Consider the following 14,772-nt stretch of genomic DNA (forward strand, 5'->3'; position numbering starts at 1 on the left):
CTCTCGAGTCGCGCGTTACGGTTCCGACCGATCGTCAGTCTCCGTGTCAGCACCCGTTTCGCCGTCGGTTCGATCGTCCGCCGCAGTCTCGTCGCGCTCGTCGGCATCACTGCTGTCGTCACCGTCGTCAGCGCCGTCGACGTGCTCGTCGTTCGCACCCGCGTCGCTCGCATCGGTCTCCGGATCGAGGCCCGTACTGACACCGGCGTCGGACGTATCGACGGCCGGGTCGGCTGCCCGGTCCGGCCGCTCGGTCTCGAGCGTCCCGTCACCGGTCCGTTCGCGGGCGAACACGTCGAGCGTAATCTTCGCGCCGCCGAGCACGACGGGGCCGATGAACAGGCCGACGCCGCCGAAGACGACGATGCCGCCGAAGATTCCGACGACGATGATCGCGGAGTTGAAGGCGCTCGTCCGCCCGATCAGTGCCGGTCGCAGGTACGTGTCCGAGGCGCTGACCAGCGAGCCGTACGCGACGAGGGCGGCGGCGGGGACGAACTCCCCCACCGCGATCAGGTAGACGGAGACGGGGACCCAGACGCCGAACGCGCCGACCAGCGGCAGCAGGGCGAGGACGAACGTTGCGACCGTCAGGAAGACGACGGCGGGGACGTCGAGGATCGCCAGCCCGATCCCCATCATCACCGCCTGAATACCCGCGACGGCGACGTTACCGACGACGGAGGCCCACATGAGCTGGTCGATCTCCACCTGCAGTTCGTCCAGAATGTCGTCTTCGATCGGCAGAACGCGGTGGAACCACCCGACGAGTGCATCCCCGTCACGGAGCAGGGCAAAGAGGACGAACACGGTCACGGTTAACCCGATCAGCAGGCCGGGTACGCCGCTGACGAGTTCGATGCCGCTGGTGGCGAGTCCCTGCAGCCCCGTCTCGATCGGTTCCTGGTAGGCCTGATACATCTCGGTGAGATCGACCGCGTATCCGTTGGACTCGAGGCGGGATTCGATCGCCCCGACGTTGAGATCGCCACCTTCGACGGCGTCCAAAATGTTAAGCGCCTCACGAAGCGCGACCGCGAGGACGTACGACAGCGGTAAGATGATCGTGAGGATCGCGACGGCGACGAGGACGAGCGCCGCGGTCATCGACCGGACGTAGGCCTCGAGTCGCCGCTGGGCGGGCATGAGAATGTACGCGAGCACGACCCCGAGCAACACGTACTGGAGGTAGGGGAGGACGACGAGCAGGCCGAGGAGCGCACTCACGACGGCGAGGACGGTCAGTCCGGTTCGATCGGTGAACCACGAGTCGGATCCGGCCGCCGTGGCAGCATCGGAGGGCGGGTCAGGATCGGGATCGGGGTCGGACGCAGCCATACCCACCGGTACGAAGCCACATGGTATTAGGCCACTGAAATATTTCGGATACTGAATGTCTGCTCGGCCCGGCGCAGAACCGAGCCACGGAACCGACCGGCGTCAGTCCTCGAGCAGCGACCGCGAGGAGTTGGTGACGACCAGCAGGCTGCTGGTGCCCATCGCGACGGCCGCGAACAGCGGGTTGAGCAGCCCGGTCACTGCCAGCGGAATCGCGACGGCGTTGTAACAGAACGCCCAGCCGATGTTGCCCTTCACGCGGCGGTCGGTCGCGCGGGCGAGGTCGAAGACGGTGTCGACCGACGAGAGGTCGTCGTCGACCAGCGCGACGTCGGCGGCGTCGGCGGCCATCGCGGTCCCGCCGCCGAGCGCGATGCCCAGGTCGGCGGCCGCCAGCGCCGGCGCGTCGTTGGTCCCGTCGCCGATCATCACCGTCCGGCCGGTTCCCTTGAGTCGCTCGACCGTTTCGGCCTTTCCCTCCGGTGGGACTCCAGCGAACACCCGATCGACGGCCTCGTGATCGCGGAACCGATCCGCGGCCTTCGCGTCGTCGCCGGTCAGGACGACGACCTCGGCGCCGCCCTCCGAGATCGCCGTCACCGTTTCGCCCCACTCCTCGCGGAGTTCGTCGCCGACGACGATGACGCCCTCGGCGGTCCCCTCGCGGCCGACGGCGACCGGCACGCGGCCGGTCTCGCGGTGGGCCTCGACCCGCTCGGCGACTGCGTCGGGAACCGCCCAGCCGCGATCCCGGAACAGGTCCGGGTGGCCGACGACGATCTCCTCGCCGTCGACGACGCCCGCGACGCCGTTGCGGTAGCTCTCGAAGGACTCGAGGCGGTCGTCGCCGGGTTCGTCCGGTTCGCCGTCCACGTCCGCATCGATCTCGGTCCCTGCCGGCTCGACCGCCCCGCCGTCCGCGACGGCGCCGGTTCCGGTCCCGCTCTCGGCATCGTCGTCGCTCGAGGCCCCGGTCCCGGCCACCGCCGTGATCGCCTGTCCGACGGGGTGTGCGGACCGGCCCTCGAGGATCGCCGCTTTCTCGAGCAGGTCGCCGTCGACGTCGGTATCCGCTTCGACGACGGTCATGTCGCCGGTCGTCAGCGTCCCCGTCTTGTCGAAGACGACGGTGTCGGCAGTGCGGATGCGCTCGAAGACGCTGTCGTCGAAGACGACGATCGAGCGCTCTAAGGCGTCGCGGATGCCGGCGGCGACGGCCAGCGGCGTCGCGAGCCCGAGCGCGCAGGGACAGGAGACGATCAGCACGGTTAGTCCGTCCAGCAGCGCGTCCTCGACCGGCGCGCCGAGGACGAGACGGGCGGCCGTCACGACGACTGCGAGCGCGAGCACGACCGGGACGAAGATCGTCGCCAGCTTGTCCGCGAGCTTCTGGATGCCGTGGGTGCCGCTCTGGAGGTCCCAGACGAGTTCGGTGATCCGATCGAGGCTGCTGGTCGCGTCCTCGCCGACCTCGATGGTGACCGCGCCGTCGGCGACCATCGAACCGCCGACGACGGGGTCGCCGTCCGTTTTCGTTACGGGCAGCGATTCGCCGGTGACGACCGCCTCGTCGACCGCGGCCTCGCCGTCGACGACCGCGCCGTCGACGGGGATCCGCTCGCCGGCCCGGACCAGCACGCGGTCGCCCGCTGCGAGGTCCTCGAGCGCGACGTCCTCGTGACTTCCGTCCTCGCTAACGCGGCGCGCCGAGTCGACCTGAACGCTCGTCAGGTCCGAGAGCCGCTCGGTGGCCTCGCGCTTGATCGTCGACTCGTAGTAGTTGCCCACCGAGACGATGACGATGATCGCGACGGTGACGTCGTAGTAGATGTGCTCGCCGCCGACGGCGATCGAGAGCGTGCTGTAGAGGTAGGCGCTGACGGCCGCGATGGCGACGAGCAGGTCCATGTTCGGCGACCGGGTCTTGGCGCTGACGTAGGCCCCCTGCAGGATCGGCTTGCCGGTGACCCCGAGGATGATCGTCGTCAGCGCGGCGATCATCAGGTAGAAGGGCGTCGCGAGGTCGCTCGCCAGCGTCTCTCGGAAGAACTGCATCGTCCGCTCGTCGTAGAACCAGGCGCCGAAGTAGGTGGGGTAGATGATGACGACGTACTGGAGCATCACCATCATCCCCATGAGGACGCCGACGCCGACGCGGGCCATCTCCCAGTTGTCCGCCTGCCGGCGGCTGAAGGCGTCGTCGCGGTCGTAGGCGCTGTAGCCGAGGCCGCTGATGGCGTCCGCGAGGTCTTCCTGGGTCGCCGTCTCCGGGTCGTGGTCGATCCGCACCGTATCCGTCACGTAGCTCGCGCTCGCGCCGCTGACGCCCTCCGTCTCGGTCGCGACCGACTCGATGAAGGCCTCGCAGGTCGCGCAGTGCATCCCGTCGACCTCGAGGTAGGTGGCCTCGTGGCCGTCGGGAACCGCTCGGCCCGCGTCCGCGTCGTCGGCTTCGCCGTCACGTGCGCTGCGGACGTCTTCGGCGTCGATATCCTCGACGTCGCCGAGCGCGTCGTAGACGTCCCGACAGCCGACGCAGCAGAAGCGATTCCCTTCGTCGTCGGTGACGTCGCTCCCCTCGACGGGGAGGTTACAGAGCGTACACTGCCGTTCGTCGACCGTTGCGTCCGTCATCGTCCAGTTCCTCCGGTTCGTGCGTTCATAGTCCGATCAGTGGTTGTGTCCGCCGCCCATGCCGGCGCCGGCGGTCTCGAGCCCGTCGTAGAACGGCAAGCTGGGGTGGGGAACGTGGATCCCGAGGCTCATCAGCCCGTGGGCCAGCAGCACGTAGCCCAGAACGATGAAGGCGACCCCGAGCAGCCGATGGACCCGCCGGCGGTGTTCGACGTCGACGGCGTCGATGACCGTCCCGTAGGCGAAGACGGCCGGAATCGTCCCGATCCCGAGCGCGGCCAGCGCGAGCGCGCCGCCGGCCGGCGACCCCGTCGCGAACGCGTACAGGAACGCCGGGTAGAGGATCGGACAGGGCAACAGGCCGTGCAGCGCGCCCAACCCGACGATCCCGGGGCCGTTCGCGAGCCGATCGACGTGGGCGGTGAGCCGCGAGACGACGCGCTCGAGGCCCGGAAGCTGGATGCCGCCGGTCGTGCGCCCGAGCAGGTAGTACACGCCGGTGGCGATGACGAACCCGCCGATGACGAGTCCGACGCCCCCGCGGACGGTCTCGAGGACGGGCGTTAACGCGTCGGTCGTCACGAACAGGAGGCTTCCGAGCGCGCCGAACAGCGCGCCCAGCAGCGTGTAGCTGGCTGTCCGGCCGATGTTGAACAGTGCGTGCTGGCGCACCTCGTAGGTCGTGAGGTGGCTCTCGCGGCCGCTGCTGCGCGAGCGAGTCCCAGTCCGGCCGCCGTCGGTCGCGGCGCCGTCCATCCGACTCGCGTAGACCGTCACGAGCGGGCCGCACATCCCGATACAGTGCGCACCGCCCAGTAGCCCGATGACGAGAAACAGCAGGACGTCGACGCCGAGGAGTGTGAAGGGGTCCATGTGTGATCGTGGTCGTGGTCGTCGGATCGCGATCGCGTCCGAGTCCGATCGCAACCGACGTGGGTAGTCTCGAGTAGCCGGGCCGGCTAATTCGACGTTCGGGTTCGCGCCTCGAACGCTCGGCCGTAGTAGTCGCGCTAGTCGCCCGACGGGGTAATCGGTTTCGTCTCTCGAGGCGCGCGGCCGACGCCCCGACCGCGCTGGCGCGTCGAAAAATCGCACGACGGCGAACACGTTCGGGAAGACGGGCGGCGCAACGCGCTCGCGATACCGATAGGATTAGTCGGTGCCGTTTTTAGCCGTAGCCACTGTGGTCTACGCGTGATGGATCGGATGGAGGCATTTCGTATTCTCGCCAGCGCCGATCGACAGCTGGTGCTCCACGAGCTGGTCGAAGCGGAGGATCCGACCCGTATCGGGGCGATTTCTCGCCAGGTAGCTGCGCGCCGGCATCGAACCCCGCCCCAGCAAATCGACGAGGATAAGGTCGAACGGGCGCGTATTCGATTGATTCACAGCCATCTGCCGCGGCTCCAAGAGCGAGGGATCATCGACGTCGATCGAGCCGAAAACGAGATCTCGCTGGCGGAGAGCGACGCGACGGCGCAACTGTTCGACGCCGCCGACGAGCTAGACAGTTGGCCGCCGGACGATCTCCTCGAGCATCCGGCGCGGCGTCGGTAACTTACTCGACGTACCGGTACTTCCGCTCGCCCATCCGACCCCAGCCGTCGAAGACGAACTCCTCGCTCGGCGTCGTGAACTCCTCGACGTCGACGTCCATCTCGTGGTTGTGGGCGTCGTGGATCTCCTCGTAGTCCGCCCAATCCATGTCGTAGCGCTCGGCGAGTTGCTCGTCGACGTTCAGCGCGTCGATCTCTTCTTCCCAGCCGTCTTGAACGATCTCAGCGTGGATCTCGGCCTGCGCGCCGCTGCCGTAGGAGCCCACGAGCAGCCGTTCGCCGGCCATGTCGCGGCCGTCCTCGAGGGCTTCCTTGAGCGCGCTGACGCGGGCGATGTGGACCGAGCCGGTGTACCAGTTGCCGACCTCGCGAGAGATCGACAGCGTCGGGTCGATCGCCTCGGCGTACCACTCCTGATAGCGATCGGTCTCCTTCAGCGAGTCCATGTAGTCCCGCAGGGCGTCGCGGTACTCGTCGTCGGTATCGAACGCCTCGGCGCGAGGCTGGCGGCCGATATCGTCGGCCAGTTCGTCCTCGACGGACGTGTTCCGGATGACGTGCCGGTACGCCAGCAGCGCGGCTTTCCGGACCATGCCGGGGAACGGCGTGTGGAACGGCGCGTACGCGAAGTCGTCGAGGTGGACGTCGCCGGCGACGCTCTCGTAGTCCTCCAAGGCCTCGCGCATGCGGGCGAGGTAGACCTGCACGGAGCGCTTGCCGTCGACGGAGGGGAACTGCTGGTTGGGCTTGAGGAAGTCCGTCTCGTCGGCCGAGCCGTACCCCTGCTCGGCCGAGAGTTCCACGAGGTCGGGGTCCTCGCTGATCAACATCGCGACGGCCCCGGCACCCTGCGTTGCCTCGCCGGCGTCCCCGCGGGCGTACAGCGCCGTGTCGGTCGCGATGACCAGCGCCGAGCGGCCGCGGTTGCGGCCCGCCCGGATCCAGTTGTACGCGTCGTCGAGACTCTGCGTACCCGCGATACAGGCGAACTTCCGCTCGCCCTTGTTCGCGTGGTGGAAATCGCCGTCGTAGACCTGCTCGAGGCAGCCTGCGACGTACGTCGAAACCGGCTTCGAGTTGTCGAACGAGCTCTCGGTCGCGACGTCGATACGGCCGATATCGTCCGGCTCGAGGCCCTTGCGGTCCATCAGCCGGTGGGCGGCGTTGGCGCCCATCGTGACGATGTCCTCGTAGCTGTCGGGGAAGGAACTGGCGTTGAGGCCCAGTCCCTTGGTGTACTTCTCGGGATCCTCGCCCTTCTGCGGGGCGAAGGTACCGGGAAGGTCGAGTTTGAGGTTCCCGGTCCAGATCTCGATCGCGTCGATACCGACTGCAGTCATACCAACACAATATCGGAGGAGCTATATGGTATTGTCGTTCGTCATTTCGTCGATTGACGAAATCAATCGGGGCGAACAGCCGTCGATTACGGATTCGGCTCGTACCAGCGATCGACGACTGCCCCATCGTCGCCGAAGACGAGGAGCGTGATCTCGTAGTCGTCGCCGCCGGTTCCGCCGCCCGGCCTGTGTTCGAACTCGCCGTCCGCAGCCGACTGTTCGTCGATTTCCGTCGCCCACGCGTTGTCGAGGTTACGGAATTCGACCCAGACCGCCTCGAGGTTCGTCCCGTCGTCGACTCGGTAGTCGACGTCGTATCGGGATTGGCCGTTGTTTCCGGTATCCGTGATCGCGACGGACTCGAACTGCGGACTCGTCTCGGTCGCCAGATCGTCGTTCCCGCTGGGGTTGGTCCCGTCGGCCGTGTCCTCGATCGTCCGCCGGTCGACGACGACGCCGTCGGTATCGTAGACGCGGAGTTCGATCTCGAACGGGGCGTCGATCCGGTTCCCGGAGAACTCGACGCGACTGCGGGGGCTGGTCGCGGTTTCGGTCGTGATCGCGCCGCTGTCGCGGTTTCTGAACCGCACCTCGACTCGATCGAACGAGTCGCGGTTCGCGACGTCGTAGGAGACGAAGTACCGGGCGGAGTTGTCGTTGGGCTGGCTCCAGTCGTCGACGCGGCTCCCGGTTAACTGGGGCTCCGAGGGCGACGAGAGATCGTCGTTCCCGTCGGGGTTAGAGCCGTCGGCGGTGTCCGTCGTCGTCTTCCGGTCGATCACCTCACCGGCGTCGTCGTACGCCGTGATCGTGATCTCGTACGTGTCCCCCTCCGCGCCGCCCTCGCTGTACGTGACAGTCCCGCGCGGCTCAGTCCCCTCGCGAACCGCGGTCGTCCCGCTATCTCGGTTCGCGAATTCGACCTCGACGCGGTCGAACGTCGTCGAGTCCGCCGTCGTCACCTCGTATGAGACGTCGTACTGAACCGTGTTCCACGCGGTATCGTCCGTGATCGACCACGCGATTCCGTCGGAACCGCCGTCACCGCCACCGCCGCCGCCGGATTCCGATCGCGACACCTCGAGCGCGAGCCGATCTCCAGTGCCGCCGCTCGCCGTATAGGCCGTGACCGTCGTCCCGTCGCTCGGGACGGCATCGGGGTCGAACTCGAGGATCGTTCGGTTCCGTCCGCTCGCGTTCGTTCGGCCGCGTTCGTCGAACGACGCGACGACGTCGTCGGGATCGGTGATCGCGTACGAGACCCCCGCCCGTTCGACGGGAGCACCCGTGACGTCGTCCGTCGCCCGCATCGTGAGCGATTCGCTCGTCGAACCCGGCCCGACCGTCACTGACCGGGTCGTCTCGTCCCACTCGGTCAGGTACGCCGCTCGGTCGCTGCCGGTCCCGTCGCCGCCGTCCCCGCCGTCGGCCCGCCGGATATCGAACGTCGACCCGCTCGCGTCGTACTCGCCGACGCCGACTCGAGCGATCCGCAGCGACACCGTGTCCTCGCGGAACTCGATCGTCAGCGCGTCGGCGCCGCGATCGTAGCCGACGACGCGGACGCCCGTCTCGCCGACGTCGAATCCGGACCTGCTCCCGCTGGCCGACGCCGAGCCGAGCGTCTCGTTCCACCGCTCCGGGTGGTCGGTCGGAATCGAGACGGTAATGTTCCCGCCGTCGGCCGCGAGTTCGATCGGGTCCGACGGCCCGCTGATCGTTTCGGCGTCGACCGTCACCGCTCCCGACGTCGACTCGGAGAGGTCGCCCTCGAGCAGCGCGACCGTCAGCGTATCGTTGGAAACGAGACGCTGCTCGACGCCCCGCAGCGGCACCGATCGCTCGCCGAAATCGTTGAACGCCAGCGAGTGCTCGAGTCTCGTCGTCGGCGCGTTCTCGTACTCGTTGTAGTCCGGTTCGTAGGCGATCGTCGTCGTGTTGTGGGTCGCGACGATCTCCGAGTCGTCGACGGGTTCGCTGCTCCCGTCCCCTGTCGTCCGATAGTAATCCCCTTCCAGCGACGCGTTCGCGATGCTGAACGGCCGCTCACCCGTCGTCTCGAGCGTTCCCTGGGGATCGGACGGATTGACCGTCATCGTGCGGGTGGGATACTGCGCGCCCAGCGAGATCGACGTCGCGCGGAACCCGTCGGCCGAACCGACGTTTCGAATCGCGTTCCGGAGCTCCTGTAGTTCGTTCTGGACCTGCTGGCTGTGGTCGAACTCGATCGCTTCGTTCTCCGCGGGGACGACGTTGAGCTGGTAGAGCGCGAGCGCCGAAAACAGAATCGCGAGCAGTAAGATCGCGCCGATCTGGACCGTCACAGCGCGGTCGTACCCGTACCCGTCCTCGCCTCCGATCCCGTCCCCACGACGCATTATCGAACACGATAGTCGTAACTACGTATACGCTTGTTGGCTCCAGAGTGAGAATATCGACCGCCGAACGCGCGGAATTACTCGTCGTCCTCCTCGACGACCTCCGGATCGCTCATCGCGCTCTGGAGGCTGTCGAGGCCGTTGATCCACTCCGTTACTAGGCCGTACTCGAGGCCCTCGGCGACCTCCATGTCGAGCTCCTCGCCGTCGATGATGAGCGTCCCGGCCTGGGCGGCGTAGCCGAGCGCCGCATCGAGATCCTCTTCGGCTTCGGCGTCGGCCGCAGCCCCGAGGTAGTCGCCGACGCTGCCGTCTTCGGCCGGGCCGTTGGCGATGTACTCCTCGGCCGCGAAGAAGACGCAGACGAGACTGGTCTGGACGCCGTCGACGAGAATGAGTTTCTCCTCGTCCTCGATGTCGACCTCGCCGAGGACGATCTCGCGGACGTCCTCGATTTCGCCGAGCGCTTCCTCCTGCTCGAGGTCCCCGTCGTCGTAGGCGGAGACGATCTTGGCGACCGCGATCGCCGTGTCGTCCTGCAAATTCAGTAGCAACCGAGCCGACGACTCGTCTTCCGGATCGATGTCTTCGTCCTTGATGCGATCGATCCAGTTCTGCCAGCGTTCCTCCGAGTAGAACTCGGTCGGGGGATTGCTCATACAGACACCTACACCGGCCGCTTGAAATGCCTTTCTCTACACTCACCGCTCTCGGTGACTATCAGCAGTTCCGACGAGTAACGATTGCTTACCGGAATCCGTCCGTCCGGACTCGAGCGCGCCCCTACACCTCTCTTTCGGCGCTGGGGAAACGGCCCTACGATTCGCGCTCGAGCGTCGCTTCCGTGTCGATCCCGTAGACGAGTTCGGGCGTCTCGACGTGGGCGGTGCGGACGGCCTCGTCGTACCCCTCCTCGAGCATCCAGCGGACCCGTCGCGGCACGGTCTTGGGTCCGAGCACGGCGCCCGGCCGGTCGGGATCGTCGACGTAGTCGGTCTCCATCAGGAACGGCTCGCCGCGCCGGGCGGCTCGCTCTAAGCGGTCCTTCTCGCTCATCACGCTCGGAATCGGGCCCTCGACGCGGCCGGCGGCGTAGTGTTTGACGACTTGGTGGCGCTCCATGCCGGCGTCTTCGGCCCACTCCGCGACGGTAGTCATCTCCTCGCTGGCCTCCGTATGGAGTTGGACGGCGCAGTCGAGGTCGCCGCCGAGTTCGAATGCGTGGCGCATGACCTCGTTGGATGCTTCCCAGACGGCGTCGGAGACGTCGTAGTGGGGCCGGCCCGACTTCAGCGCCAGCGCCTCGCCGTCGGCGACGTACGCCGCGGCGACGTCGAGGCCGGCCTGCATGAGATCCCGCGCTTCCTCGGGCTCGAAGCCGCGGTCGTCGACGAGCCGCGAGATCAGGCCCGGATGGACGCCCAGCACGGGCCAGGCGCGGCCCTCGAGTTCCTGGGTAGCCTCCTCGACGATTTCGATCGTGCGCTCGAAGACGGAGCGGAAGTCCTCGCCGGTCTCGGCCTCGACGCCGAGATGCCAGGAGGGTTTGTTGACCACGAGCAGGTGGGTCCCGCCCAGGCGCGCGAAGTCTTTGACGGCGTCGATGCCGCGGTGGTTGTCCGGATCGAGGTGGAGGTGATTGTCGAGTACCGGCGTCTCCTCGTCGAGCATACTCGTGTGTGCGCGATCGGTCGGGGAAAAGTCACCGACTTCTCGCGTCGCTCGGCGTTCGTCGTCGCCGCCGTCTGACCGTGCGCGCCGGCGACCGCCATCGATGTGAACCGCGAACAACGGTCTTTTCGGCTATCCCCACCCCGTCCCGGGGTTGATCGCCGAAATATTTATATAGTATGGTGACTTACCTTGAGTTAGTTGAAGCATGACTCTCGAGCAATTCACCCGGAATGAGGGGCAGGTGGCCCGCCGGTACGAGTACGACGACGGCGCGGTGTTGGTCGTCGACTTCGGGACCGGCGTGGCCGATGCCTCGGTCGATCTCGTCGACGGCACGGTCATCGTGATCGTCGACGATGAGCAATACGAGTTCGAGCTCCCCGAGGGTGCAAGCGACGCGCACACGTTTATCAAAAACGGGGTTCTCACTGTCGAACTGGAGGGCGACCTATGAAACTCACCGTCAAACCACTAAAACAGAAGGACGCAGGGCGCGGACTGGCCGCGATCGACCGCGTTTCCATGCGCGAGCTCGATCTCGAGAACGGCGACTACATCGTCATCGAGGGCTCGGGCGACGGACAGGCCGTCGCCCGCGTCTGGCCCGGCTACCCCGAGGACGAGGGCCGGGGGATCATCCGGATCGACGGCCGCCTGCGACAGGAGGCCGACGTCGGGATCGACGACAACGTCAGCGTCGAGCCCGCGGACGTCAGCCCCGCCAAGTCGGTCACCGTCGCGCTGCCGCAGAACCTGCGCATCCGCGGCGACATCGGCCCGCTCGTCCGCGACAAGCTGAGCGGACAGGCCGTCACGGAGGGACAGACGGTGCCGTTTTCCCTCTCGTTCGGCCCGATGGCCAGTTCCGGCCAGTCGGTGCCGCTGAAGATCGCGAGCACCTCGCCGTCCGGGACGGTCGTCATCACCGACTCGACGACCATCGACATCTCCGAGACGCCCGCCGAGCAGGTCAGCTCCGGCGCCGGTGGCGCCTCGCCCGAGGGCGTCCCCGACGTCACCTACGAGGACATCGGCGGCCTGGACGACGAACTCGACCAGGTCCGCGAGATGATCGAGCTGCCGATGCGCCACCCCGAGCTGTTCCAGCAGCTGGGCATCGAACCGCCGAAGGGCGTCCTCCTGCACGGCCCGCCGGGCACCGGGAAGACCCTGATGGCCAAGGCCGTCGCCAACGAGATCGACGCCCACTTCGAGACGATCTCCGGCCCGGAGATCATGTCGAAGTACTACGGTGAGAGCGAGGAGCAGCTCCGCGAGGTCTTCGAAGAGGCCGAGGAGAACGCTCCCGCGATCATCTTCATCGACGAACTCGACTCCATCGCGGCCAAGCGCGAAGACGCCGGCGGCGACGTCGAGCGGCGCGTGGTCGCCCAACTCCTCTCGCTGATGGACGGCCTCGAGGAGCGCGGTCGCGTCACCGTCATCGCGGCGACCAACCGCATCGACGACATCGACCCCGCGCTCCGGCGCGGTGGCCGGTTCGACCGCGAGATCGAGATCGGCGTCCCCGACAAGGAGGGCCGCAAGGAGATCCTGCAGGTCCACACCCGCGGGATGCCCCTGCAGGACGGGATCGACCTCGACCAGTACGCCGAGAGCACCCACGGCTTCGTCGGGGCCGACTTAGAGAGCCTCGCACGTGAGGGCGCGATGAACGCGCTCCGTCGCATCCGTCCCGACCTCGACCTGGAGGAGGACGAGATCGACGCCGAGGTTCTCGAGACGCTGCAGGTCACCGAGGGGGACTTCAAGGAGGCGCTCAAGGGCATCCAGCCCTCGGCGATGCGCGAAGTATTCGTCGAGGTCCCCGACGTCACCTGGAACGACGTCGGCGGGCTCGAGGACACCAAGGATCGCCTCCGCGAGACGATCCAGTGGCCGCTGGACTACCCCGAGGTCTTCGAGCAGATGGACATGCAGGCCGCCAAGGGCGTCCTCATGTACGGCCCGCCGGGCACCGGGAAGACGCTGCTCGCGAAGGCCGTCGCCAACGAGGCCCAGTCGAACTTCATCTCGATCAAGGGCCCCGAACTGCTGAACAAGTACGTCGGCGAGTCCGAGAAGGGCGTCCGCGAGGTCTTCGAGAAGGCCCGCTCGAACGCCCCGACCGTGATCTTCTTCGACGAGATCGACTCGATCGCGGGCCAGCGCGGTCGCCAGCAGGGTGACTCCGGCGTCGGCGAACGCGTCGTCTCCCAGCTCCTGACCGAGCTCGACGGCCTCGAGGAACTCGAGGACGTCGTCGTGATCGCCACGACCAACCGGCCGGACCTGATCGATCAGGCCCTGCTCCGTCCCGGCCGACTGGACCGCCACGTCCACGTGCCGGTGCCCGACGAGGACGCTCGCAAGAAGATCTTCGAGGTCCACACCCGCGACAAGCCGCTGGCCGACTCCGTCGACCTCGAGTGGCTGGCTGCGGAAACCGAGGGCTACGTCGGCGCCGACATCGAAGCGGTCTGCCGCGAGGCCTCGATGGCCGCCAGCCGCGAGTTCATCAACTCGGTCGACCCCGAGGAGATGGCCGACACGATCGGCAACGTCCGCATCAGCAAGGAGCACTTCGAGCACGCCCTCGGAGAGGTCAACGCGAGCGTGACCCCCGAAACTCGCGAGCAGTACGAGGAGATCGAAGAACAGTTCGACACGGCCGAACCCCAGCAGGAAGAGCAGCTCGGGCGCACCTTCCAGTAAGGTCGCCCGTTTCGTCGTCCCGTTTTCGGCGCCGCTACCGAACGCGGCGTGCGGTCGGTAGGATCAGCGTCGCGTTCTTTTCACCGACAACCTCTTATTCGGTATCCTCGTCACCGGACGACAGCGACGCCCCCTCGAGCGCCAGTTCCGAGGGTAACGCCGTCGACCCGGAATCGGACTGTGGCCGGTCAACGGTGATGGTACCGGCCCCATCGATCGTTACGACGCAGCCTTCGTAGGGGAACTGAACCTGAAGCGACGGCTCGTCGGACGACTGCTGGATTCTTCCGAGCGCGTCGGGATCGACGGCCTCGTAGAGCGGCGTCGAGAGTTCCGACGGCGAAATATCCCGAGTGGCCGCGACGTTTTCAACGATTCGCTGCACGAGTCGCTCGCTACTGGTCGAACTCGGAGAACGCCCCGACATCGAGTACGCGTACTGCTCGGATCCGTCTAAAAACATCGAATTTCAAACAATAATCGGCGAATCCTCGGCGTCGCTCACCATCGTTCGGCAGTGTCGACTATTTGCCGGATATGATGGGGGAATTCAGGAATCAGTCGTATACTTCCGCCCGAAGTGATTGAACGGGCGATCCCGCTGTGCGGTGATGACCCCCGTTTTCGATATCTCGATCCCGATGTCGTTGAGTTCGTCGGCGACGCGTTCGGTCCGGTCCTGCGACTGGCTGACGAGTTCGACGTGGACGTTGTCTTCGTCTACCATCAGCACCGTTACGGAGACGACGTTCTCGATCGCGCTCACCTGATCGACGACGTCCTCGCGGTCGGCGTCTTCGATCGTCCCGACGAGGAGCATCCGGTGCTCGAATCCTGCGGTTTCGTGGTCGATTATCGGCATGTACCCCTCGATAACGCCGCTCTCCTCGAGGTCCGCGATTCGGTTGGCGACGGTACTCGCCGCGAGGCCGACCCGGTCGCCGATCGCTTCGGTCGTAATATTCCGGGCGTCGTCCTGGAGGACGTGGAGAATCGCCATATCGGTGCGATCGAGATCGACGTCGGAGTCGGGGTCGGGTTCGAGAGCCATTACCGTCCGGTAGACCGTCGCTACGTATGGTTCTTTCATGTGTTCGTCGGTTGCGAGGTTACACACGACACCGGGGGTCGACGCGG

At 66.6% G+C, this 14,772-nt stretch carries 12 protein-coding genes; 3 read left to right on the top strand and 9 right to left on the bottom strand.

Annotated features, from left to right (window positions below):
* Nucleotides 1-15: 15 nt before the first annotated feature.
* The 3 genes from ATJ93_RS08520 to ATJ93_RS08530 form a co-directional block, all read right to left on the bottom strand.
* Nucleotides 16-1,338 (bottom strand): AI-2E family transporter, encoded by a 1,323-nt coding sequence (locus ATJ93_RS08520; RefSeq protein ID WP_120244244.1) that lies wholly within the window; start codon nucleotides 1,336-1,338, stop codon nucleotides 16-18.
* Nucleotides 1,339-1,440: 102 nt separating this feature from the next.
* Nucleotides 1,441-3,972: a heavy metal translocating P-type ATPase gene (locus tag ATJ93_RS08525; RefSeq protein ID WP_120244245.1), complete on the bottom strand. Its 2,532-nt coding sequence runs from the start codon at nucleotides 3,970-3,972 to the stop codon at nucleotides 1,441-1,443.
* Nucleotides 3,973-4,008: 36 nt separating this feature from the next.
* Nucleotides 4,009-4,845: a sulfite exporter TauE/SafE family protein gene (locus ATJ93_RS08530; RefSeq protein ID WP_120244246.1), complete on the bottom strand. Its 837-nt coding sequence runs from the start codon at nucleotides 4,843-4,845 to the stop codon at nucleotides 4,009-4,011.
* Between the two features lie 324 nt (nucleotides 4,846-5,169).
* On the opposite strand from ATJ93_RS08530, the gene ATJ93_RS08535 reads away from it, so the two are divergent.
* Nucleotides 5,170-5,529, top strand: coding sequence for a DUF7344 domain-containing protein (locus ATJ93_RS08535; protein ID WP_120244247.1), 360 nt, complete (start codon nucleotides 5,170-5,172; stop codon nucleotides 5,527-5,529).
* 1 nt (nucleotide 5,530) lies between these two features.
* Here ATJ93_RS08535 and hmgB read toward each other — a convergent pair whose 3' ends face one another.
* From hmgB to ATJ93_RS08555, 4 genes are all read right to left on the bottom strand, one after another.
* Nucleotides 5,531-6,868, bottom strand: coding sequence for a hydroxymethylglutaryl-CoA synthase (gene hmgB, locus ATJ93_RS08540; RefSeq protein ID WP_120244248.1), 1,338 nt, complete (start codon nucleotides 6,866-6,868; stop codon nucleotides 5,531-5,533).
* A gap of 86 nt (nucleotides 6,869-6,954) precedes the next feature.
* Complete coding sequence (locus tag ATJ93_RS08545; protein WP_120244249.1) at nucleotides 6,955-9,246, bottom strand: hypothetical protein; 2,292 nt, start codon at nucleotides 9,244-9,246, stop codon at nucleotides 6,955-6,957.
* A 77-nt stretch (nucleotides 9,247-9,323) separates the two neighbouring features.
* Complete coding sequence (locus tag ATJ93_RS08550; protein WP_120244250.1) at nucleotides 9,324-9,905, bottom strand: DUF2150 family protein; 582 nt, start codon at nucleotides 9,903-9,905, stop codon at nucleotides 9,324-9,326.
* A 157-nt stretch (nucleotides 9,906-10,062) separates the two neighbouring features.
* Nucleotides 10,063-10,917, bottom strand: coding sequence for a TatD family hydrolase (locus ATJ93_RS08555; RefSeq protein ID WP_120245223.1), 855 nt, complete (start codon nucleotides 10,915-10,917; stop codon nucleotides 10,063-10,065).
* 208 nt (nucleotides 10,918-11,125) lie between these two features.
* Between ATJ93_RS08555 and ATJ93_RS08560 the strand changes: the two genes are divergently transcribed.
* Nucleotides 11,126-11,374, top strand: coding sequence for a DUF7127 family protein (locus ATJ93_RS08560; RefSeq protein ID WP_120244251.1), 249 nt, complete (start codon nucleotides 11,126-11,128; stop codon nucleotides 11,372-11,374).
* On the top strand, nucleotides 11,371-13,635 hold the full coding sequence (locus ATJ93_RS08565) for a CDC48 family AAA ATPase (protein ID WP_120244252.1): 2,265 nt from the start codon (nucleotides 11,371-11,373) through the stop codon (nucleotides 13,633-13,635). Before ATJ93_RS08560 ends, ATJ93_RS08565 begins: the two co-directional genes overlap by 4 nt.
* A gap of 94 nt (nucleotides 13,636-13,729) precedes the next feature.
* Here ATJ93_RS08565 and ATJ93_RS08570 read toward each other — a convergent pair whose 3' ends face one another.
* Nucleotides 13,730-14,062 (bottom strand): HalOD1 output domain-containing protein, encoded by a 333-nt coding sequence (locus tag ATJ93_RS08570; RefSeq protein WP_170155548.1) that lies wholly within the window; start codon nucleotides 14,060-14,062, stop codon nucleotides 13,730-13,732.
* A 123-nt stretch (nucleotides 14,063-14,185) separates the two neighbouring features.
* The gene (locus tag ATJ93_RS08575; RefSeq protein WP_120245224.1) at nucleotides 14,186-14,686 is read right to left on the bottom strand and encodes an Lrp/AsnC family transcriptional regulator; all 501 of its coding nucleotides are present in this window, start codon (nucleotides 14,684-14,686) and stop codon (nucleotides 14,186-14,188) included.
* Between the last annotated feature and the right edge of the window lie 86 nt (nucleotides 14,687-14,772).

Origin of the sequence: Halopiger aswanensis, assembly GCF_003610195.1 — an archaeon.
Taxonomy (GTDB): domain Archaea; phylum Halobacteriota; class Halobacteria; order Halobacteriales; family Natrialbaceae; genus Halopiger; species Halopiger aswanensis.